Source organism: Pedobacter sp. ASV1-7 (assembly GCF_040203335.1).
Lineage (GTDB): Bacteria > Bacteroidota > Bacteroidia > Sphingobacteriales > Sphingobacteriaceae > Pedobacter.
In genome coordinates, this window is the sequence record NZ_JBEHBV010000008.1 from 17,761 (window position 1) to 38,085 (window position 20,325).

General features: G+C 36.8%; 20 protein-coding genes. 5 read left to right on the plus strand and 15 right to left on the minus strand.

Features of this window, described 5'->3' with window-relative positions; all coding sequences use genetic code 11:
- Positions 1 to 98 precede the first annotated feature (98 nt).
- Together ABDJ41_RS17470 and rnr are read right to left on the minus strand one after the other, a co-directional pair.
- Entirely contained in the window at positions 99 to 1,067 is a 969-nt protein-coding gene (locus ABDJ41_RS17470) for a polyprenyl synthetase family protein (protein ID WP_349787369.1), read from the minus strand.
- A 35-nt stretch (positions 1,068 to 1,102) separates the two neighbouring features.
- Positions 1,103 to 3,235 (minus strand): ribonuclease R, encoded by a 2,133-nt coding sequence (gene rnr / locus ABDJ41_RS17475; protein WP_349787370.1) that lies wholly within the window; start codon positions 3,233 to 3,235, stop codon positions 1,103 to 1,105.
- 101 nt (positions 3,236 to 3,336) lie between these two features.
- On the opposite strand from rnr, the gene ABDJ41_RS17480 reads away from it, so the two are divergent.
- On the plus strand, positions 3,337 to 4,218 hold the full coding sequence (locus tag ABDJ41_RS17480) for a mechanosensitive ion channel family protein (protein ID WP_349787371.1): 882 nt from the start codon (positions 3,337 to 3,339) through the stop codon (positions 4,216 to 4,218).
- A 34-nt stretch (positions 4,219 to 4,252) separates the two neighbouring features.
- Here the strand turns inward: ABDJ41_RS17480 and ABDJ41_RS17485 are convergent, their stop codons facing one another.
- A complete protein-coding gene (locus tag ABDJ41_RS17485) occupies positions 4,253 to 5,938 on the minus strand; it encodes an ABC transporter ATP-binding protein (RefSeq protein ID WP_349787372.1) in 1,686 nt (561 codons plus the stop codon).
- A gap of 96 nt (positions 5,939 to 6,034) precedes the next feature.
- Between ABDJ41_RS17485 and ABDJ41_RS17490 the strand changes: the two genes are divergently transcribed.
- The gene (locus ABDJ41_RS17490; RefSeq protein WP_349787373.1) at positions 6,035 to 7,348 is read left to right on the plus strand and encodes a nicotinamide mononucleotide adenylyltransferase; all 1,314 of its coding nucleotides are present in this window, start codon (positions 6,035 to 6,037) and stop codon (positions 7,346 to 7,348) included.
- On the opposite strand, the gene ABDJ41_RS17495 is transcribed toward ABDJ41_RS17490, so the two are convergent.
- Together ABDJ41_RS17495 and ABDJ41_RS17500 are read right to left on the minus strand one after the other, a co-directional pair.
- Positions 7,345 to 7,788, minus strand: coding sequence for a GNAT family N-acetyltransferase (locus ABDJ41_RS17495; protein WP_349787374.1), 444 nt, complete (start codon positions 7,786 to 7,788; stop codon positions 7,345 to 7,347). The genes ABDJ41_RS17490 and ABDJ41_RS17495 overlap by 4 nt on opposite strands.
- Positions 7,789 to 8,280 carry a YajQ family cyclic di-GMP-binding protein gene (locus ABDJ41_RS17500; protein WP_349787375.1) on the minus strand — a complete coding sequence of 164 codons (492 nt, stop codon included), beginning with the start codon at positions 8,278 to 8,280 and terminating at the stop codon, positions 7,789 to 7,791. It abuts the gene before it with no gap.
- 91 nt (positions 8,281 to 8,371) lie between these two features.
- On the opposite strand from ABDJ41_RS17500, the gene ABDJ41_RS17505 reads away from it, so the two are divergent.
- The 3 genes from ABDJ41_RS17505 to ABDJ41_RS17515 all read left to right on the plus strand — a co-directional run bounded on the left by ABDJ41_RS17505 (position 8,372) and on the right by ABDJ41_RS17515 (position 12,242).
- Positions 8,372 to 9,163 (plus strand): hypothetical protein, encoded by a 792-nt coding sequence (locus tag ABDJ41_RS17505; protein WP_349787376.1) that lies wholly within the window; start codon positions 8,372 to 8,374, stop codon positions 9,161 to 9,163.
- A 128-nt stretch (positions 9,164 to 9,291) separates the two neighbouring features.
- On the plus strand, positions 9,292 to 11,349 hold the full coding sequence (ppk1, locus tag ABDJ41_RS17510) for a polyphosphate kinase 1 (RefSeq protein WP_349787377.1): 2,058 nt from the start codon (positions 9,292 to 9,294) through the stop codon (positions 11,347 to 11,349).
- A gap of 5 nt (positions 11,350 to 11,354) precedes the next feature.
- Positions 11,355 to 12,242 (plus strand): Ppx/GppA phosphatase family protein, encoded by an 888-nt coding sequence (locus tag ABDJ41_RS17515; RefSeq protein WP_349787378.1) that lies wholly within the window; start codon positions 11,355 to 11,357, stop codon positions 12,240 to 12,242.
- Here ABDJ41_RS17515 and ABDJ41_RS17520 read toward each other — a convergent pair.
- The 10 genes from ABDJ41_RS17520 to ABDJ41_RS17565 are packed head-to-tail and all read right to left on the minus strand — an operon-like array spanning position 12,205 to position 20,322.
- On the minus strand, positions 12,205 to 12,699 hold the full coding sequence (locus ABDJ41_RS17520; RefSeq protein ID WP_349787379.1) for a 4'-phosphopantetheinyl transferase family protein: 495 nt from the start codon (positions 12,697 to 12,699) through the stop codon (positions 12,205 to 12,207). The genes ABDJ41_RS17515 and ABDJ41_RS17520 overlap by 38 nt on opposite strands.
- Complete coding sequence (locus ABDJ41_RS17525) at positions 12,696 to 12,950, minus strand: acyl carrier protein (RefSeq protein WP_349787380.1); 255 nt, start codon at positions 12,948 to 12,950, stop codon at positions 12,696 to 12,698. Before ABDJ41_RS17525 ends, ABDJ41_RS17520 begins: the two co-directional genes overlap by 4 nt.
- Entirely contained in the window at positions 12,951 to 14,219 is a 1,269-nt protein-coding gene (locus ABDJ41_RS17530; RefSeq protein WP_349787381.1) for a beta-ketoacyl-[acyl-carrier-protein] synthase family protein, read from the minus strand.
- Positions 14,212 to 14,658 carry a 3-hydroxyacyl-ACP dehydratase FabZ family protein gene (locus ABDJ41_RS17535; RefSeq protein ID WP_349787382.1) on the minus strand — a complete coding sequence of 149 codons (447 nt, stop codon included), beginning with the start codon at positions 14,656 to 14,658 and terminating at the stop codon, positions 14,212 to 14,214. The genes ABDJ41_RS17530 and ABDJ41_RS17535 overlap by 8 nt, the downstream gene beginning before the upstream one ends.
- 43 nt (positions 14,659 to 14,701) lie before the next feature.
- On the minus strand, positions 14,702 to 15,754 hold the full coding sequence (locus ABDJ41_RS17540; RefSeq protein WP_349787383.1) for a type III polyketide synthase: 1,053 nt from the start codon (positions 15,752 to 15,754) through the stop codon (positions 14,702 to 14,704).
- Between the two features lies 1 nt (position 15,755).
- Positions 15,756 to 16,496, minus strand: a complete 741-nt coding sequence (locus ABDJ41_RS17545) for a methyltransferase domain-containing protein (RefSeq protein ID WP_349787384.1) — start codon at positions 16,494 to 16,496, stop codon at positions 15,756 to 15,758.
- On the minus strand, positions 16,493 to 17,620 hold the full coding sequence (locus ABDJ41_RS17550) for an NAD(P)/FAD-dependent oxidoreductase (protein ID WP_349787385.1): 1,128 nt from the start codon (positions 17,618 to 17,620) through the stop codon (positions 16,493 to 16,495). Before ABDJ41_RS17550 ends, ABDJ41_RS17545 begins: the two co-directional genes overlap by 4 nt.
- 29 nt (positions 17,621 to 17,649) lie before the next feature.
- On the minus strand, positions 17,650 to 18,633 hold the full coding sequence (locus ABDJ41_RS17555; RefSeq protein ID WP_349787386.1) for a PorP/SprF family type IX secretion system membrane protein: 984 nt from the start codon (positions 18,631 to 18,633) through the stop codon (positions 17,650 to 17,652).
- Between the two features lie 2 nt (positions 18,634 to 18,635).
- Entirely contained in the window at positions 18,636 to 19,583 is a 948-nt protein-coding gene (locus tag ABDJ41_RS17560) for a T9SS type B sorting domain-containing protein (RefSeq protein ID WP_349787387.1), read from the minus strand.
- A 19-nt stretch (positions 19,584 to 19,602) separates the two neighbouring features.
- Positions 19,603 to 20,322, minus strand: a complete 720-nt coding sequence (locus ABDJ41_RS17565) for a hypothetical protein (protein WP_349787388.1) — start codon at positions 20,320 to 20,322, stop codon at positions 19,603 to 19,605.
- Positions 20,323 to 20,325 lie beyond the last annotated feature (3 nt).

Below are 20,325 nucleotides of genomic sequence, written 5' to 3' on the forward strand. Positions count from 1 at the left end.
TTCAAGCGTTTAATTTGGGTATTATGCGTTAAAAATCCCGTGATTTGGGTATTTTTTGTGGAAAAAATTACTCAATAGTAAAGCTGGTTTAATTAATTCTAATGTTCTCTGTTAAGAATCTGTTCTGCCAGCTTAAATAATTCGGATTTACGTTCTTTAGCAAGATCTAATGATTCTAAAGCATGAAAAGCTTTGTCAGAATAGTTTTTCATTTCAGCAATGGCCAGACTTCTTATGTCATATTTATCATATAGATCTATTACATGATTGATTTTTTCTGTAAGGTCTTTATTGTCGCTTTGTATTGCAAGTTTCTCAAGATCTAGGCTATTGGCTAACTCTCGTAGTTTTAGCAATAATAAAGTTTTTTTATTGGCGATGATGTCGCCTCCAACTTGTTTTCCAAATTTGTTAGGATCACCATAAACATCCAGCAAATCATCCTGTAGCTGATAAGCAATTCCCAGATTTTCGCCGAATTCATACAGCTGTTCAGCTTGTTGTTCTGTAGCACCGGCAACCTGTGCACCTAGTTTCATTGCACCTCCTAGTAATACTGCCGTTTTTAAGCGAATCATATTGATATAGTCTGCAATGCTTACCGTTTCCTGTTCTTCAAATTCCATATCAAGTTGCTGGCCTTCACATACCCCCTGTGCAGTAGCATTAAAAGTATGTAATGCAGCTTTCAATATATTATTGTCCAACTCTGAAAGATGTTTGTTGGCTTCTACCATCATCACATCTCCACTTAAAATGGCATTATTCACACCCCATTTTTCGTGTACCGTTTGCTTCCCTCTTCTCAAAGGAGCATTATCCATAATATCATCATGAATCAATGTGAAATTATGAAAGGTTTCAATAGCTAAAGCAGCAGGCATTGCTTTATCGAGATTATCATCAAAGAGTCCTGCTGCCATTAAAGTAAGTGCAGGTCTGATTCTTTTTCCTCCTAAGCTCATGATATATCGGATAGGCTCGTAAAGTCTTTCCGGATGTGCAGGATATTTTATGTTTTGAACAGCGTTTTCTATAGCTTCTTGTAATTGATTAGGAGTATACATTTTTTAAAAACGGGTTAACCGGAATATTATATTTTTTATTGTTGAATCAATGAAAAGTCTATTTGTCGTTTCGACAGATCTACTTTTTTTACTTTTACCATTACCTCATCACCTAATTGGTATTTTTTCTGTTTGCGCTGTCCCACTATACAGTAGTTTTTTTCATCCAGGACATAAAAGTCATCAGTTATGTCTCGCAAACGAATCATACCTTCACATTTGTTTTCAGTCAGCTCCACATACATACCCCATTCAGTAACCCCTGAAATGATACCAGCAAAGATATTGCCTACATTTTCTTCCAGATATTCAGCTTGTTTGTATTTAATAGAAGCACGTTCTGCATCTGCTGCACGTTTTTCCATAGCGGAAGAATGAGAGGCCGCTATTTCATATTCTTCTTCATTGGCCGACTTCTCGTTGTTTAAATAAGCAGCCAGTAGCCGATGAACCATTATATCAGGATATCTACGGATTGGAGAAGTGAAATGTGTATAATGATCAAATGCTAAACCATAATGGCTGGTTTTTTTTGTAGTATAAATTGCTTTTGCCATTGACCTTATTGCTAATTGTGTAAGGACGTTCTGTTCTTTTTTACCCTCGACATCTTCCATTAGATAGTTCAGAGATTTTGCAATCTCTTTATCTGATTTCATGTTAATTTTATAGCCAAAACGAGCAGCAAATAAGGCAAAGCTGTTTAAGTTTTCCAGGTTTGGCGAATCATGAGATCGATATACAAAAGTATATTTTTGTTTGCCTTTACCTTTTTTTGCTATAAATTCCGCTACTTTACGATTAGCCAGAAGCATGAAGTCTTCAATGAGTTTATGAGCATCCTTGCGTTCTTTTACATAAACACCAATAGGTTTACCATGTTCATCCAGTTTAAACTTCACTTCAGTACTTTCAAAACTAATTGCTCCATTTTTAAACTTTCTTTCACGTAATGTATGTGCTAACTCATTGAGTTTTAAAATTTCTTCTGCATGGTTCCCCTTTTTCTTTTCGATAATAAGTTGTGCATCTTCATAACTGAAGCGCATGTTAGAGTGGATAACTGTACGTCCGAACCATTCTGAAATAATGTTTGCTTGATCATCCATTTCAAATACAGCAGCAAAGCATAGTTTATCTTCATTAGGGCGTAGGGAGCATACTCCGTTACTCAACCTTTCTGGCAGCATAGGAATCACTCTGTCTACCAGGTAAACAGAAGTTGCTCTGGCATAAGCTTCTTTATCAAGGTTACTATTTGGTTTTACATAATGTGAAACATCAGCAATGTGTACACCTACTTCATAATTACCATTTTCTAAAGTTTTGAAAGATATAGCATCATCAAAGTCTTTGGCATCTGCCGGGTCTATGGTGAAGGTAACCGTGTTTCTAAAGTCTCTTCGACCTTCCATTTCGGCAGGGGTTACCGTTTCCGCAATGGCGTTGGCTTCATTCTCTACTTCTGGAGGGAAACTAAGCGGGAAGCCATATTGTGCAAGAATGGCGTTCATTTCGGTGTTGTTTTCACCTTGTTCGCCCAGGATATTCATAATTCTTCCAATTGGATTTTTAGCACCATCTGGCCATTCTGTTATGCTTACCTGTACTTTTTGTCCATTTTTAGCCCCATTAACATCACTTAAAGGTATGAAAATGTCATGTAACATTTTTCGGTCATCGATATTTACAAAAGCGTAACGGTCTGATATTTTGATGACTCCAATGAAATCGGTTTTATTTCGGGAAATAATTTCTACAACTTCACCTTCATTTTTTCGTCCTCTCTTTTTTGCATAAACATATACTTTTACCTTATCTCCATGTAATGCATTATGCAGTTTCCTGGCAGATACAAATATGTCTTTTTCGAATTCATCATCAGGAATAACAAATGCTGATCCATCGGCAGTCATATCTATTTTACCAGTCAGGAATGTTTTTAGGTCTTTTAACTTGAATTTTCCTTTTTCGGTTTCTGTAAAGACACCTTTTTTAGTTTGATCTTTCAGTACCTCAAGAATGGTTTCTCTGGATGCTGCGTCTGTAATATTTAATTTAGCAGATACCTGTTTATAGTTCAAAGCCTCATTATTACTTTTTTCCAGTACGTCGCTAATTAATTGTGTTAAAACGAGTTCTAGATGAGAAGATTTCTTTTTTGCCATAATCTATATATGAATCACCCGAAGGTAACAATTTGAAGCGAGTATTGTTGGATTTTGTATCTTTGATTACTCAGGTATTGACGAAATTAAAACGATTTAACATGATTGAATACAGAGAAAGGAAACCAGGTAAAGAGCTCCTCATTATTGGAATAAAAGCTGTTGTTTACTTATTTCTGGCCTATTTATATATTAATAAACCAACTTTTTATGTTGAATATCCGAGTATAAGGAAGGTTGCCGGGGCGGCAATGGTATTCTTTGGCCCTAGTTTGCTGATATCAATTTTGCGAATGGTTATCATTTATTTGTACATCCGTAAGCAGAAGTTTAAAAGTAATATTAAGGATAATTTTATTTTAGGGATAGATCGGATAACCTCAATTCTAGATACGGTATTCTTAGTAATGGCCTTTGTATCACTGTTGGATGTGACATTGCAGGAATTAGTTTTTAGTGTTTCCATTGTTGCAGCTGCAGTAGCGCTTACGTTTAAGGATTATGTAACCAACATGATTAATGGTTTGATCATTATGTTTTCTGATCGTTTATCACTGGGCGATCATATCAAAATGGGGGAGCATGAGGGAAAGATTCTGGATATTACGTTGATCAATATGATCCTGCAAAACGAAGATAGCGATATGGTGATTATACCGAATTCCGTTGTTTTTAGTTCTGTAATCATCAATCAGTCTAAACAGAATATTAAAAAACTAAGTATAGAGTTCGATATGTCTTTGAAGAATGGCTATACTCCAGAATTTTTAGAGAATTATCTAAACAAGGTAATTGCCGGTTATTCAGCAAATGTAATGGATAATGGTTTGACAGTTAAAACCATTCAGCTAAACAAAGATGCTGCTGTTTTTAAAGCGATGGTGTTGTTAAGACATTACAATAAGGTTAAAGAAAGGGAGATTAGAAGAGCAATCAATACAGCATTGATCCGTCTATCTGCCAAGCTGAAGGAAGACGAGTAGAAGGAATTTGCTTTAAGGATTAAATACGAAACGCTTATATTCCAGGAATTGCAGCGATTAGCTTTTTAGTATATTCAGCTTGGGGATTATTGTAAATATCTTCAGGGAAGCCTTGTTCTTCGATTTTACCTTTATTCATAACAATCATTCTGTCGGAAATGTGTTTCACAACAGCCAGGTCATGAGAGATAAATATATAGGTTAATCCAAATTCCTGTTGGAGTTCTCTAAGCAGATTTAACACTTGAGCCTGGACTGAAACATCCAATGCAGAAACTGATTCATCGCAAATGATAAATTTTGGTTGTAAAGCCAATGCCCTTGCGATTACAATACGCTGCCTTTGTCCCCCTGAAAACTCATGTGGATATCTGTTAAAATGTTCAGGTTTTAAATCCACACGACTTAATAAATTTAGTACATGACTCTTACGTGCGTAGTCTGTTTGAAACATATTATGTACTTGTAATGGCTCCATTAATGCGGTTCCTACTGTGAGACGTGGGTTAAGTGCTGAATAGGGATCCTGAAAAATAATCTGTACATCGCGTCTCAGCATTCTTAACTCAGTTGCTTTTAAATTGGTTATATCTTTATTCTCGAAAATGAGCTTCCCTGAGGTTGGCTCTACCAATCTGATAATGCTCCTGCCCAGTGTAGTTTTGCCGCATCCAGATTCGCCAACCAGGCCGAGTGTTTCACCAGGAAATACATTAAAAGTAACGTCATCAACTGCTTTTACGTATTCTTTTGCTTTGCCGAATAATCCAGTTTTTATGGGGTACCAGGTGCATAGATTTTTTATCTGCAATAAAGGATCTGAACCATAAAGTAATGTCCGACGAGCTTCAATCTCACTAATTGTATAAGTGTTTATTTCATCTTCATTTTTTCCTTCTAAAAAATCAGCTACTACAGGGAGTTTTTTTATTAGCTTGTGTGGATTTGGCCTGCAGGCGAGTAGTCCTTTGGTATAAGGATGCTGAGGGTTATCGAATATTTTTTTTGCTAAACCTTGTTCTACAATCTGACCTTTATACATCACCGCTACTTCATCTGCAATTTCACTGATTACAGAGAGGTCATGAGTAATAAAAATCATAGTCATGCCACGTTCATTTTTAAGTTTCAGGAGCAGTTCAAGAATCGTTTTTTGTACGGTTACATCCAGTGCAGTGGTAGGTTCATCTGCTATAAGTAATTCCGGATTGCAGCTTAAAGCCATTGCAATCATTACCCTTTGTTTTTGTCCACCCGACAATTGATGTGGATAACTATCAAAAATGTTTTCTGGTCGTGGTAATTGCACTTCTTTGAACAAAGCAATGGTTTTTTCTTTTGCTATATGCTTATCGACGTTTTGGTGTAAAATTATAGCCTCCTTTACCTGATTACCACATGTGAAAACAGGATTTAAGGAAGTCATAGGCTCCTGAAATATTATGGCAATTTTATTTCCCCGGTATTTTCTGATTTCATCTGAGGTTAAATTGAGGAGGTTGACCTCTTGAAAGTTAATTTCACCAGTGATTTTTGTACTTTTTCTATCGTGTAGTCGCATAATAGAAAAAGACGTTACAGATTTTCCTGAACCTGACTCACCTACTATTCCTAGTACTTTTCCTTTTGCTATATTGAAATTGACCTGATTTACAGCCTTAAGCCATGACTGATCTTCTTTATTGAAAAATTGTATGTCGAGATTTTTAACGTCTAGCATAGTTAAGATATGATCATAATAAAAACACACAGAAGAAATTTGAGATCAAGATAGTTATTTATCGTCTAAACCCGGTGTTTTGCTTAATTTTGCAATATGGAAAGAGAAATTCTTGATACGAAGCGCAAGGCTTTAAAGATTAACTTAAACCCTAAAATTTACGGGACTTTTGCGGAGATTGGGGCAGGCCAGGAAGTGGCACGTAATTTTTTTACAGCCGGTGCCGCATCGGGTACTGTTGCTAAAACTATGTCGGCCTATGACATGACTTTTAGTGATGTTATTTATGGTGCTGAAACTTCTGGAAGGTATGTGAGTGAGTCGAGGCTATTAAAAATGTTAGAGCATGAATATAGTTTGTTAACAGAACGTTTAAATGGGGCTAAATATGAGGGTCGTACTTTTTTTGCTTTTGCAGATACGGTAACTACATTAAATTACAATAAATCAAATGATCCACATGGTTGGATTGGTATTCGTTTTCAGGTAGAACCAGGAGGGGAGCCCAATGAAATATTTTTCCACGTACGGTTACTAGATACTGATGCTGCATTACAGCATAATGTGTTGGGAATTATTGGTGTAAATCTCGTTTATGCAGCTTTTTATTTTAATCAGGATCCTAAAACAATGATCGAATCTCTGGCAGATAACCTTACAGTAGGCTCTGTTGAAATTGATCTGATTTCGGTAAACGGTCCTGTATTTGCAGGTGTAAACAACATTCTGCTTAATTTATACCTGATTGTTAAAGACTTCTCTGATGCAGCGATATTCGATTCAAAAGGCAAGCCTTGCCTGCCTAAGGACCTGCTGTACAAGAAAGATATTATGATTCAACGTACTAAATATGCCCAAAAGTCGAATCCCAACTTCAGTATGTTGAATAAGGCTGTTGACCAGTTTGTTCGATCCGAAACTGTAGAGCAAGATAATTTGAGTGTATTGATTGAGGTGCTGATGTCGAACGTATTAAATGCTAATGACGAATTACCAGAGAATATAGATTTAAGAGCTGTTGCAAAAAGAGCTGAAGAGATGTGTAATACAGGCAATCTTGTTATTGTGTCCAATTTTGCAAGGAACAATAAGCTGGCAAAGTACCTAGATCGTTGTCGTCCGAAAAGTGTTGGGATTTCTACTAACATCAACAACTTGAAGTTTGTATTTAATTCTAGCAACTTTGGTGGTAACTATTCAAGTCAGCTACTTAACTATGTGAGTGATATGTTTAGCAAGAATGTTAAACTTTTTGCATATCCATTTCTTGATAAGAAAACAAATCAGGTTATTACCACAGCAAACATGCCGGTGACTCCAGATGCTAAGCCACTTTTTGACTTCCTTATTATCAATGGTTATATTACAGATATTGAAGATTATAGTGATAGTGACGTGAAAACGGTTTAATCCTTTTTCTTGTAAGGATCAGGTACAACAACTGCCATCAGTCTGTCGGGATGTTCTATCGCTTTAAAACCAAATTGGGCATATAAACCATGTGCGTCTAATGTGCCCAGCATGTATCTTCTGAGACCTTGCAGGTTTTTATGAAAAAGCATTAATGACATTAATTTTTTAGACAGACCGTTTCCGCGATATTCTGATTTAACATATACATCAGCCAGGTAAGCAAAAGTTGCTTTATCGGTAATCCACCGTGCAAAGCCTACCTGCTGTTTGTCTTTGTAAATTCCAAAGCATAATGAATTCTCTATAGATCTTTGTACTATATCTAGAGGAATGTCCTTTGCCCAATACGATTCTGTACTTAAATACTGGTGGACTGCCGATACGTCTATCTTCTGTTTGTCATCAGAGAAGATAAAACCATTATCTTCGATTTCCATTTAGTTACGCATATTAATAAATTGTAACGGTTGTCCAAAATCTTCGCTTCTGCAAAGTGCAATTACGCTTTGAAGGTCATCAATGTTTTTGCCTTGTACGCGAACTTGATCATCCATCATGGAAGCCTGAACTTTCAATTTGCTTTCTTTAATTTTAGCAACAATTTTTTTAGCAGTTTCTTTGTCTATACCTTCTTTAATTGAGATTTCCTTTCTAATCATGTTACCAGAGGCATATTGTTCCTTACCAAAATCCAGACTTTTAGGATCTAGTTTTTGTTTTACCATTCTTGAAATAATAGAATCTTCGATAGCTTTCAGCTTCATGTCATCCTCTGTAACTATGGTAATCACATTTGTTTTTTTATCATGATCAATGGTGCTTTTTGAAGAACTGAAATCGTAACGATTTAAGATTTCTTTTTTAGCATTATTCATCGCGTTATCAAGTGTCTGTGCATCTATTTTGCTTACAATATCGAAAGTGGGCATGATTATTATGGCTTAAGTATTAAATAATTAGTAATTTTTAGCTGTAAAAGCAAAAGTATATCACAAATATAGACAATTAAAGTAAAAGCGTATGAAAACCAAAAATCCAAAAGTGCAAAAAAAAGTGGCAAAGAAAGCCGTTAAGAAGCAATTTGAGAAAAGTCTGGCCGATAAAATACTTGAAACAGTTAAACAGTTAGGACAGGACGCGGGGAAGATTGGTGACGATATTGCTTTGGTAAGTAAGTTTGTAACGAAAAAATTATCAAAGAAATTTAAAGGTGTTAAAGCTATCGTAGATAGTAAAATTGATACAGCTAAAGCAGCAAGTAAAAAAGATATTAAAAAGGCTAAAAAGAAAGCTGAAACAGTTAAGAAAGAAGTTAAAAAAGAGTTATCTAAAGATGCTAAAAAAGCTAAAAAAGCCGTTAAAGTCATAGCAGCTAATGTTAAGCCGGTAGTACACAGTGTTAAAGTTGCTGCTATAGCCACAGAGAAAAAAGCTGCAGATGCAATAGCTAAACCTGTAGTAAAGGCTGCTAAAGCTGTAAAAGCTAATGCTGAGCCGACAGTGAATTCAGCGATTAAAAAGGTTGAAAAAGTTGTAGAAAAAGTAGTAAAACCAGTTGCAAGTGCAACAAAACCAGTTGCAAAAGCTCCTGTTAAAAAAGTAAGTACTGCAAATAAAATAGTCGGTACAAAAGCAAAGAGTACTAAGCCAGTAACAGCTAAGACAATTGCAACGAAAACTGTTGCTAATAAAGCGGCTGTTAAGCCAGCTGCAGCAACTACAGTAACCCAAAAAACAGCAAGTACTCCAGTAGCATCTACAAATGCAACAACTGAAAATAATGCTGTAAAAGGTGATACTGAAGCTAAATAATAAGAGGTTATTAAGGAGTGTTTAATTAGCTGATAATTAACAATTTCTTAACAATAAAATTTGCAGTTTTGTACCAGGTTGTATCATAGGTTCTTATTTATGATGCTATCTGGTTTTTTGATTTAATAATGACGAAAAAAAAAGCTCCATTTCTAAATAGAGAGATTAGTTGGTTGTATTTTAATGAACGTGTTTTACAGGAGGCTGCAGATGAGACAGTTCCTTTAATAGAGCGTATTAAATTCCTGTCTATCTTTTCTTCTAATTTAGAGGAATTTTATCGAGTTAGGGTAGCTACTCTTAGCCGATTGTCTAATCTGAATGATAAAGCCAAAGCTTTACTTGGTTTTAATCCTAAAAAGGTATTAAACGAGATCAAAAATATTGTTGTAAAACAAGAGCGTAAGTTCGAGCAGTTGTTTAAAGCAACATTAATCAATGAGCTTGCGCAAAATCGTATTTTTATATTAAACGAAACGCAACTCAATGTTTCCAGGGGAGAATTTGTAAGAAATCACTTTAGGGATAGGATTCTTTCAAATCTTGTACCGATTATGATCGATCCTGAACGACCATTTCCAGAACTCAAAGACCGTTATCTTTACTTCTTTGTACGTCTTTCCAGAAAGTCATCGGCTAAACATGAAAAATATGCACTTATTGAATTACCGAACGATTTGCCAAGATTTCTAGTATTACCTGAAACTAATGGATTAAAGTTTATTATTCTTGCCGAGGATATTATTAAATATTGTCTGGATGATATTTTTTATGTCTTTAATTATGATATTCTTGAAGCTTTTTCAATTCAGCTTACCAGGGATGCGGAGCTGGACATAGATAAGAATGTCAGTGATAAGTTTGTTGAAGAGCTGAAAGCAAGTTTAGATAAGCGTAAGAAAGGTAAACCAATGCGTTTGTTGTACGACGTTGAAATGCCTTTCGATATGCTGAGTGTCCTGATCAGTAAAATGAAAATTGATGCGGAGAATCTGATTCCAGGTAACCAGTACCATCGTTTTGGAGATTTTATTGCTTTTCCAAACGTTGGTAGTCCTGAACTTGAATATAAACCCAATGTGCCGTTAAAAGTACATGGATTACATCGTACAGAAAGTATATTTAACAAACTTCAGGAACGCGATTATGTAATTAATCTACCTTATCAGTCATTTGACTATATTATCTTATTTCTTCGTGAAGCTGCAATTGATCCTAAAGTAACAGAGATCAATATCACTTTGTACCGTCTGGCTCAAAACTCAAGAGTAATCAATGCATTGATTAATGCAGTAAAGAATGGGAAAAAGGTAAACTGTTTGGTCGAATTGAAAGCAAGGTTTGATGAAAGTGCCAATATTTTCTGGACAAACAGATTGCAAGAGGAGGGGGTAAATGTAAATTACGGTCTTACAGACTACAAAGTTCATTCTAAAATTTGCCTTGTTAAAAGAATGGAAAAGGGAAGGGCTGTTTATTATGCTAATCTTGCAACAGGCAATTTTAATGAAAAAACGGCGAAGTTGTATTGTGACCATAGTATTTTTACAGCAAAGAAGGAGATTACCACAGATTTGATTAAGCTTTTTAAAGCACTTAATAAGAAGACCGTAACAAAGGGATTTAAACACCTGATCGTCTCTCCTCTGGAATCCAGGACCAAATTCTTTTTAGCAGTAGACCGGGAGATTAAGAATGCCAGACAGGGAAAGCCGGCCTATATGATTTTAAAGGTAAACAGTCTGGCTGATGAAGGTATTGTATCTAAACTATACGAAGCCAGTAATGCAGGAGTTAAAATAAAACTAATTGTCAGGGGTATTTGTTCACTTGTTCCGGGAATAAAAGATTTCAGTGAGAATATTACCGTGATCAGTATTGTAGATAAATTTCTTGAGCATGCCCGGGTATTTATATTTGGCAATAATGGCAAGGAAGAAATGTACCTTTCATCAGCCGATCTCATGACCCGGAATTTTGAACATAGGGTAGAAGTGGGATTTCCGGTGCTTGATGAAGAGGTGAGGCAGGAGATCAGAGATATAATAGAATTTCAATTACAAGATAATGTAAAGGCGAGAGATATTACTCGTTTAAATAATAATAAATACCATAAAAATAACCTGAAAGTAAAAATCAGAGCTCAGGTTCAAACCTATAATTACTTAAAAAATAAACACCAATAAATCCAATGTTAAGATACGCTGCCATAGATATAGGTTCCAATGCTGTCAGATTATTAATTGCTGATATTTCTAAAAATGAGAATGGTTATGATTTTAAAAAGAATACATTGGTAAGAGTACCGCTACGCTTAGGTGATGATGCTTTTTTAGATGGACATATTTCAGATCGTAAAGTTGAAGAACTGTTAAAAACCATGTCGGCCTTTAGAAATCTGATGGACGTTTACCATGTCTCAGAATATCTTGCATGTGCAACTTCAGCAATGCGGGAAGCTGATAATGGCGCTGAGATCATTAAAAAGGTAAAGGAGCTTTGTAATATTAAACTTGAAATTATTGCCGGACAGCGTGAAGCTAATATCATTTATGCGAATCATATTGAGCATAAGCTGGATATTAAGAAAAGCTATTTATACATAGATGTAGGTGGAGGTAGTACTGAACTTTCTGTTTTTGTAAATAGGGTACCAGTTGCCTCTAAATCTTTTGATATTGGTACGATCCGTATTCTGGATAATAAGGATAAGGATGAAACCTGGGATGAAATGAGGGATTGGGTAAAAGAGAATACTAAGTCTTTGAAAAATATTGCAGGAATCGGTACTGGTGGGAATATCAATAAGCTTTTTAGGATGTCTGACGAAAAGGAGGGGATGCCATTAACTTTTCTTAAATTAAAAGGGCTTTACAATCAGCTCAATTCACATTCTCTAAAAGAACGGATCAGTGTTTTTGGCTTAAATCCGGACCGTGCTGATGTTATTATTCCTGCATGTGAGATTTATATTACTTTATTGAAATGGACAGGGATTAAGCAGGTTTATGTTCCTAAAGTTGGCTTGGTTGATGGTATAATCAGCTTGCTGATTGAAGAGAACCTGACAGATTTATAAGGGCCAGATATCGGCCATGGTGACTTACTGAATCTGGCTTAAGGGCTCTGTATGACTGGTCTGCTATGTTATATGTTTCTATTTTTAAAGTGATAAGCCCCAGTGTTTTTTCGCAGTCTGCCGCAATAGTATGTATATAGTCCCGTGTTAGAATACTATTACAATAATATCTTTTGCCCTTATATTCTACTGTCCCGCAGGCCGAATTTTCATGTAAAATCAAATTGTTGCAGCTTAATGTACCTGGAGAAAAAGTTTTTGTATGTGTCTTGTACTCTGCAGCTTTGTACACAGCTTCTTTCATGGTCCAGAATAACCATACCATTACATTTGCATCTTTTGCTGTATGAATCAGAAATCTTTCAGTTTCCGTAAATATTTTTTCAAGGTAACCTTTTCGTTTCCAGTTGCTTTCCACTTCAGCAGCGGCTAGATCAACGATGTCATTACCGATCAATTTTCATTTAATTTAGCCTGAATAATGCTTATTGTTTCATCAACATTCAGCATGCGTTCCATTTCCAGATTGTCTATTTCAATATCGAACTCTTCTTCTACATCCAGGATGATATCTACCATGTTAGAAGAGTTGATTTTCAGGTCTTTAATGAAATCTGTTGCTGGACTAATGTTTGTTAAAGCCTCTTTATCATGGGTGTAGGGGGTAACAATCTCTTTGAGTTTTGCTACCAGTTGTTCTCTTTCCATTTAGTACTTTTTTAAGATTAAACAGGCATTCACATCACCAAATCCAAAACTTGCTTTGGCTAATATATTAATGTTTTGATTAACAATCTGATTTTTAATTTTGTTTTTGTTAACTATTTCTGCTATTTGAAGATGTAGGTCTTCACAGTTTACAGAAGGAAATATAAAGCCATATTTCAGCTGTAGTACGGAGGCTACAGATTCTATACTTCCCGCAGCACTCAGACAATGTCCGGTCATAGATTTCAGACTGTTAATGTAAGGGAAGTTTTCTGGCGAACTATTTAGTGCTATGGCCCAGTTATGTATTTCCATTGCATCTTTTGCTGTAGCGGTGAGGTGTCCGTTAATGGCGTCAATCTGATTAGCATTGATACCCGAAGCTTGTATGGCACTACGGATACAACGTTGTACGGCAATGCTATTTGGTGCAGTCATACTTCCGCTACCGCGTTGTCCACCTGAGTTGATGTGTCCGCCCAGAATTTCAGCATAAATATCTGCTCCACGTTTTAACGCACTTTCCAGTGATTCTATCAGCAATGCTCCTGCGCCACTTCCAGGTACAAATCCACTGGCACTGGCACTCATAGGTCTTGAACCCTTTTGGGGATCATGGTTATGTTTATATGTACAAACTTTCATTGCATCAAAGCCTGCCCAGATATAAGGGCCACTATCGCTTGTGCTACCAGCAAGCATTCTTACTGCCTGCCCGCTTTTTATCCGTTCATAAGCCATTAAAATACTTTCTGTTCCTGTTGTGCAGGCAGAAGAGTTGCTGCTGACCTGATTACCTAGTCCCAGTTTACCAGATAAGTAGGCGCTAATTCCACTAGCCATAGTCTGTACAACCACACTGCTGCCTAGTTTACGTAATTGCAAGTCATCAACTTTATAGATAGACTCTCTGAATTTGTCAATTCCCGATGTTCCTGTACCGAATATGGTTCCACTATCCCAATCGGGTTCATCAGTTAGGGGAATGGATAGCCCGGCATCCTGCCAGGCATCCATTCCGGCTATTATGCCATAAAGTATTCCGTTGCTGTTGAAATTTCTACGTTCCAGATCGTTCATGTATCTGGAAATAAGTTCGTCTGAAAGTTCCGGTTTACCAGCAATCTGACAAGCAAATTGTAATCTTTCCAGTTCAGGATCATGTTTAATGCCTGAAGTCCCATTCTTAATGGCTTCAGTAAACGTAGTTAGTCCAACTCCATTTGGTGCAACTACTCCTAAACCGGTTATGACTACACGTTTATGCATTCATTTTATTGGTCACCATTCCGGCAATGGTGCCTTTACAAACCACTTCGCCGGAAGCATTGGTCATTTGAACAGTACAGTTTAATTTTTTGAAACGGAAGTACACTTTTTGTGCAGTTACAGTAACCTTCTCTCCAGGAAAAACGGGCTTCATGAAATCTATAGCTGTTGAGGTAAGCATCACATGCCCTGGCATTCCACCTTCAGCACTGCCAGAAAGGTAAATACCCAGACATACCAGTCCGATTTGAGCCATTGTTTCTGTTAAAATTACACCAGGAGTAACCGGGTTGTCTTTAAAGTGACCTTTGTAAAAATCAAGACCAGCATCAAAAGTATAGGAGCCGGTAACACCATTTTCGTCAATTTCCTCTAGCTCGTCTACAAATAAAAATGGTGTGGAATAAGGTAAATGGGATAAGATATCTGCTTTAGTCATGTTATGATTTCGTTTAATATTTTCGTCTAATTTACCAACTATTCTACCATTTTAACAATATTCGTTGTGCAGAAAACCCTGGCCCAAAGCTGAGCATTAACCCAAGTTCTCCTGTGCCCAATGGTCTTTTCATATATTGTTCCAATACATAAAGAACTGTGGCGCTCGACATATTTCCATACTCTTTTAATACATTTTTGGTTTCGTGTATGTTTTTGCCCAGTTCACTAAATAAATCTTCGACAGTATCGATAATTTTTCTTCCTCCCGGATGGAATATCAAGTGGTCTATGTTTTTAATTTTAAGTCCATGCTTTTCAAGGAAAGGATTAATGATTTCCGGGAAGTGCTGTTCAATATTTTCAGGGACATCTTTATCTAAAACCATTTGTAAGCCATTGTTTGTCAGGTTGAAACCCATCATTGGTATAGCGTTGTAAAAGTGATACATTTCTTCAGCAATTATTTCCGGACCATTATCATGCAGATGCGAAGACAACAATACACATGCGGCACCATCGCCAAAAATAGCAGCGCTAACGATATTGGCCATAGAAAAATCATTGAGCTGGAATGTGGCAGTAGGAGATTCGATTGCAATTACTGCTGCACGTTTCCCGGGATTAGCTTTTAAAAAGTTCTTAGCATAGATAATACCTGAAATGCCTGCAGCGCAACCCATTTCTGTGACAGGTAAACGTACAATATCCTGGCGCAAATTTAATGTGTTGATAATATACGCATCAATAGAAGGAATCATAATGCCAGTACAGCTTACTGTTATGATATAATCCAGATCAAGAGGTTTCCAGTTCGCCTTTTTCAATGCCAGTTGAAGACAATCAGTTCCCAGTTTAATACTTTCTCTAATGTAAATATTGTTCTTTTCTTCGAATGAGGTCTGAGTGAAAACCTCTTCTGGTGACATGATTGAATATCTTTTATCTACAGCTGCCTGCTCAAATATTTTTTTTACTTTTTTAATGAAACGAGGCTCCTGTCCGAATAACCAGACATCCAGAAAGGGTATGATCTCTGCAGTAGTTCTGGAATATTGCGGAAGCTTTTTAGCTACTGTGATTATTTTAACACCCATATCAGCCTTTTCTATTTGGAATTATCCATTGGTATCGGAATGCCCATTTCCATTTAAGGATATAGAACTTAAAATTCAATTGCTTGGAAAAGGATTGAAGATCATGCTTTTTAAAACCTCTTAAAATAGATGTCAATCCATCATCTCTGGACATTTTATTGAGGGGGAACAGAAAACACAATATGCTGAAAAGATAATAAGCAATCTTGCTTCTATGCAGATCGTTCACTACAATTCCTAAGGTCGACTGTTCATAAAAGGCATTCATCAGCGTTAAAATTTCCTCATTTTTAAAATGATGCAAGGTCAGTGTACAAAGAATAACATCATAAACCCTTGCTTGTTTACATTCCTCAAAAATATCTGCACACAGGAAGCTGATGTTACCGTAATTAACTGACAATTGTTCAGCATGTTTAATGGTAAAAGCATTGGCATCAATGCCAATCAATTTAAAATTGAAACCTTTTTTCGTGGAATAATCGGCCAGAGATCTCAGCATATCACCATTTCCACAACCTACGTCTAAAATGGTAATTTCTTTTTTAGCAATATTGCTCTTAAGAGCACTGTTATCATCTTTCAGCAATATTTTAAGCCCCTGTAAAGTAACCTTATTGCCTCCCAGTAACCTATTTATACCTGCGATTTTATCCAGGGCATCCCTCAATATTTCACCTTTTAAATTAAAGTCGTCCATTATTTCCGGAGCTTCAGATCTTGTTCTGGTATCTATTCTCATACAATGGGTTTTCCGTGAGTCATTTTAACAATCAGGGGCAATGCAGCAGGAAAGGAATGTAATAAACGTTGCATAGGGTTAAACAGCTTGTCTTTTCTCATCATCGCTGATAAAAACCTTCCCATTAATAAACGATTTCTGAAGTTTTCATTCCAGCTGACTGAATATTGTTTTTCCAGCATAGCTCTGGAAGTTATGGAGCCACTTAAGTATTTTATACACTGTTCTGCCACAATTTTTGCACTATGAATAGCCATAGCCATTCCATTTCCGCAAAGCGGATGAATCAAGCCTGCAGTATCACCAATCATGAGCACATGATTACTAACCAGTTCTTTTTTGGCGAAAGACACCTGGCTAATGGTTAGTGGTTGATCAAAAAGCATTGTGCTTTCTTCAAAAATCTTTTGAAGCTGAGGATTTGCATACAATACTTTTTTCTGGAAGTCATCCAGGTTTTTACAGGCTTTAAAGCTATTATAATCTGCCAGATAGCAAATATTAATGAGCTTGTTTTCTACTGTGGATACCCCACAATAGCCACCACTAAAGTTATGCAGCTGTACCAGATCTGTTGGGATAATGCCGCTGTAATGCGCTTTTACCGCAAGCCATGGCGATTTTCGCTGTATAAACCTACGATCCAGCTTTTGGTCTAATGCAGATCGTTTACCGAAAGCACCAATCACAAGCTTTGCCTTTAATAAAGCAGTAGAGGAGGGTATTTCAAATTCATCATTTTTAAATACAATATCCGTTACCCGATCTTTGATTATTTTGCAACCACGTAAGACTGCTTTTTCATAAAGGAAATTATCCAATGCAAATCGGCTTATTCCGAAGCCGCCGAGTGGTAGAGTACAGCCAATAATTTGTCCGTCTAGTGAAGAAACCAACAATCGCTTTATGGTAGCAGGAAGCAGTTCGTCAGGATCAATATTCAGCCATTGCAAATAGGGTAGAACCTCGTTTGAGATATATTCGCCACAAACTTTATGATGAGGGTAGTCATTCTTTTCAATCAATGTAACACCACGGCCTTCTTTGAGTAAATGTAGGGCACAGGTTAAACCCGCTAGTCCACCACCTACAATTACAACATCGTTACTTTGGTTTACAGTCATTGACATTTTCTAAGATAACGAAAAGGGTGTTAAAATTTATAACATCTCAGCTGCCTATCTCTGCTACCGGTATTGCGGTTAATGTAAAATCCAACAGAAATCTCATGGCTTCCATAATTATAATCGCGTAGTTTATTTAGCGAGTAATCATAAGAATAGCCGATCCGCAGATTATCTGTAGCAAAAACCTCCAGAATTGCACCTATAGCATTCTGTTTAGAAAGGGTTGATTTCTGGTAGTCTTTTTTATAAAGATCAAAAGAGTTGCGGTAGAAACCGCCGATCCAGACTGTTTCTTTTAGAAGTAGGAAAGCATTGATATCTAATGAAGAAGGACCTTTAGTGTCATCTTTAAATAAGATAACAGGTTTTAACTGCACATCTTCATTTAAAGGAAATAAAGCTCCGGCGGTAAAGTAAAAATGTGGTTGAGGTACAGGGACCATCATATCTTCTGTATTCTTTCTGGCCATATATTTAGCCAGCATATTAGTTGCAGAGAAACCTGCGAAATATTTTTTATTGGCGTAATAAACACCAAAACGAGCATCAGGTACTGTGTTCGATTGTGAACCTACTGGAATCAGACCATCACCAGGTCTGTAGCCTTCTAATTTATTGCCATCCAATCCTAGTTGCATCATCCCTGCTGCTATTCCAAATGCAAGCTGTGAATCCTCATCATCATCTATCCTGATGCGATAAGCGTAATTTGCATAAGCGGTGAGGTAAGTCTGGGCACCCAGCTGGTCGTTTGATACCATTAAACCAAGTCCCACATTGCCGTCATTAAATGCTCCATCGGCGGCAAGAGAAAAGCTTTTCGGTGCACCTTTTATGCCTGCCCATTGAGACCGATAAAAGGACTGTACATAAATATCTTCTTTATAACCAGCATAAGCTGGGTTAATATGAATGCCATTAAACAAGTATTGTGTAAATTGACTGTCCTGTTGTGCTTTTGTGCTGGATATCAGACCTAAGAGAAATAGCAAACTTATAATTTTCTTCATATCTATTTACTGCGTAGGATGGTTACATAACCCTTATAAACTTCCCATTTGTTATCAGCGGTTTTAATTTTCAGCAAGTAATAATATGTCCCCTCATTCAGGTTTGATCCGTCCCAATCATTTTTATAGCCTTTTTTGTCATATACTGTACCTCCCCATCGATTAACTATGGTTAACTCATTGGTTTCATACATTTGCAAACCAGGTATTTCAAATTTGTCGTTTAGTCCGTCGTTATTAGGTGTAAAAACATTAGGGATGATTATTCCTGCTATTGATTTAATATCTGTAGCACTATTGTTTTTCAGATCCGGATCAGTTTCATTGGCAGATGCACTAGCGGTATTTCTTATGATTCCCGCTTTTAAGGCCGTAACCTTAATTTTTAAATCGGCAGACTGTCCATTGTTAAGTTTGCTGATTTCCCATAAAATGGTTCTTGCACCGCTGTTATAGCTTACTGAGCCGAGGCTTGGGAAAGTCCATGTTTCCAATTTTAACTCTGGAGGTAAAACATCCACCACTTTTACCTGGGTAGCATCGTTCATACCTTTGTTACTAACGGAAATCAGGTATTCGAAAGGATCATTGACTGTTAAAGCGCGTTTTTCAGATGTTTTATCAATTTTAACATCGGCGATTAATAAGGGGTTAGGAGGACCTATACTGAGAATAACTTCATCAGAGATATCAGAGGCACAGCCTTGTGCATTAAAGGAAATAACACTGTATCTTCCGGCAAGCATTGCTGTATATTCAATTGAAGTTGAGCCAGTGATAAACACTCCATCTTTTATCCATTGATAAGTAACTGCGTTAACAGAATTGGCCCGCAATTTCACTGAACCACCCGGGGGGATGGTCACTGGTTGTGGGCCAGATTGCGCAAAGCCTGCCGTTGCTAAAAGCAACAGCAGGCTTGATACAAAACTTGTTTTTCTGTTAGGCATTTATCTATTTTGAATTTATTTATAGAACTGTAACTGTTGGTTTTCCTGGTTTAGATGTTACAGTAATTGGAATTGTAGATTCTATCACACAAGGTCCTGCTGCTTTAACAGGAACTGCTCCTGTGTCATATGAAGCTGTCACTCTGAAAATATATGCACCAGCGGTTACGTCAGGTTTAACAGTAAATACATTTGCGCTTGATGAACCTAGTGTAGCTATTGAAGCTACAGGTGATCCGTTTAAGGTTGCAGACCAGGTATAAGTTGGTGTAATATCGGCTACAGAAGAACTAGGAGTAGCTGTAATTACAGAAGAAGATGCAGTACCAGCGTCAGAACAGAAAGAAGCTACTGGTGAAGCTAATGCTACACTTGCAGGTAACTTATAAACAACATACTCAGTGGAAACATCACCCGGACATTTTGTTTCATCTGCAGGCGTAACATGTACAGTATAAGTATATGCACCATCATTAAGATTATTGGCAGTAGTGAAATTAACTGATGGATCAGTTCCAAAGGTATAGGTTGTTGCAACGGTATTGCCATCAGGGGCTTTTTCATTCCATACAACCTTATCTCCATTTACAAGTGTGTATGTTTTAAAATCGGGTTGCAAAGTCGCTGTTGCAGATCCACAAATGTAAACAGTAACTTGTGCTATTGCTCCAATTGGTAATGTAAATAACAAGAATAAGAATATTCCTAGTTTTAATTTTTTCGTAGTTTTTGATTTCATGAT

Excerpts from the sequence above, each read along its gene's own strand:
- ABDJ41_RS17470 (WP_349787369.1), bottom strand. The coding sequence starts at position 1,067 with ATGTATACTCCTAATCAATTACAAGAAGCTATAGAAAACGCTGTTCAA.
- rnr (WP_349787370.1), bottom strand. The coding sequence starts at position 3,235 with ATGGCAAAAAAGAAATCTTCTCATCTAGAACTCGTTTTAACACAATTA.
- ABDJ41_RS17480 (WP_349787371.1), top strand. The coding sequence starts at position 3,337 with ATGATTGAATACAGAGAAAGGAAACCAGGTAAAGAGCTCCTCATTATT.
- ABDJ41_RS17485 (WP_349787372.1), bottom strand. The coding sequence starts at position 5,938 with ATGCTAGACGTTAAAAATCTCGACATACAATTTTTCAATAAAGAAGAT.
- ABDJ41_RS17490 (WP_349787373.1), top strand. The coding sequence starts at position 6,035 with ATGGAAAGAGAAATTCTTGATACGAAGCGCAAGGCTTTAAAGATTAAC.
- ABDJ41_RS17495 (WP_349787374.1), bottom strand. The coding sequence starts at position 7,788 with ATGGAAATCGAAGATAATGGTTTTATCTTCTCTGATGACAAACAGAAG.
- ABDJ41_RS17500 (WP_349787375.1), bottom strand. The coding sequence starts at position 8,280 with ATGCCCACTTTCGATATTGTAAGCAAAATAGATGCACAGACACTTGAT.
- ABDJ41_RS17505 (WP_349787376.1), top strand. The coding sequence starts at position 8,372 with ATGAAAACCAAAAATCCAAAAGTGCAAAAAAAAGTGGCAAAGAAAGCC.
- ppk1 (WP_349787377.1), top strand. The coding sequence starts at position 9,292 with ATGACGAAAAAAAAAGCTCCATTTCTAAATAGAGAGATTAGTTGGTTG.
- ABDJ41_RS17515 (WP_349787378.1), top strand. The coding sequence starts at position 11,355 with ATGTTAAGATACGCTGCCATAGATATAGGTTCCAATGCTGTCAGATTA.
- ABDJ41_RS17525 (WP_349787380.1), bottom strand. The coding sequence starts at position 12,950 with ATGGAAAGAGAACAACTGGTAGCAAAACTCAAAGAGATTGTTACCCCC.
- ABDJ41_RS17530 (WP_349787381.1), bottom strand. The coding sequence starts at position 14,219 with ATGCATAAACGTGTAGTCATAACCGGTTTAGGAGTAGTTGCACCAAAT.
- ABDJ41_RS17535 (WP_349787382.1), bottom strand. The coding sequence starts at position 14,658 with ATGACTAAAGCAGATATCTTATCCCATTTACCTTATTCCACACCATTT.
- ABDJ41_RS17540 (WP_349787383.1), bottom strand. The coding sequence starts at position 15,754 with ATGGGTGTTAAAATAATCACAGTAGCTAAAAAGCTTCCGCAATATTCC.
- ABDJ41_RS17545 (WP_349787384.1), bottom strand. The coding sequence starts at position 16,496 with ATGAGAATAGATACCAGAACAAGATCTGAAGCTCCGGAAATAATGGAC.
- ABDJ41_RS17550 (WP_349787385.1), bottom strand. The coding sequence starts at position 17,620 with ATGACTGTAAACCAAAGTAACGATGTTGTAATTGTAGGTGGTGGACTA.
- ABDJ41_RS17555 (WP_349787386.1), bottom strand. The coding sequence starts at position 18,633 with ATGAAGAAAATTATAAGTTTGCTATTTCTCTTAGGTCTGATATCCAGC.
- ABDJ41_RS17560 (WP_349787387.1), bottom strand. The coding sequence starts at position 19,583 with ATGCCTAACAGAAAAACAAGTTTTGTATCAAGCCTGCTGTTGCTTTTA.
- ABDJ41_RS17565 (WP_349787388.1), bottom strand. The coding sequence starts at position 20,322 with ATGAAATCAAAAACTACGAAAAAATTAAAACTAGGAATATTCTTATTC.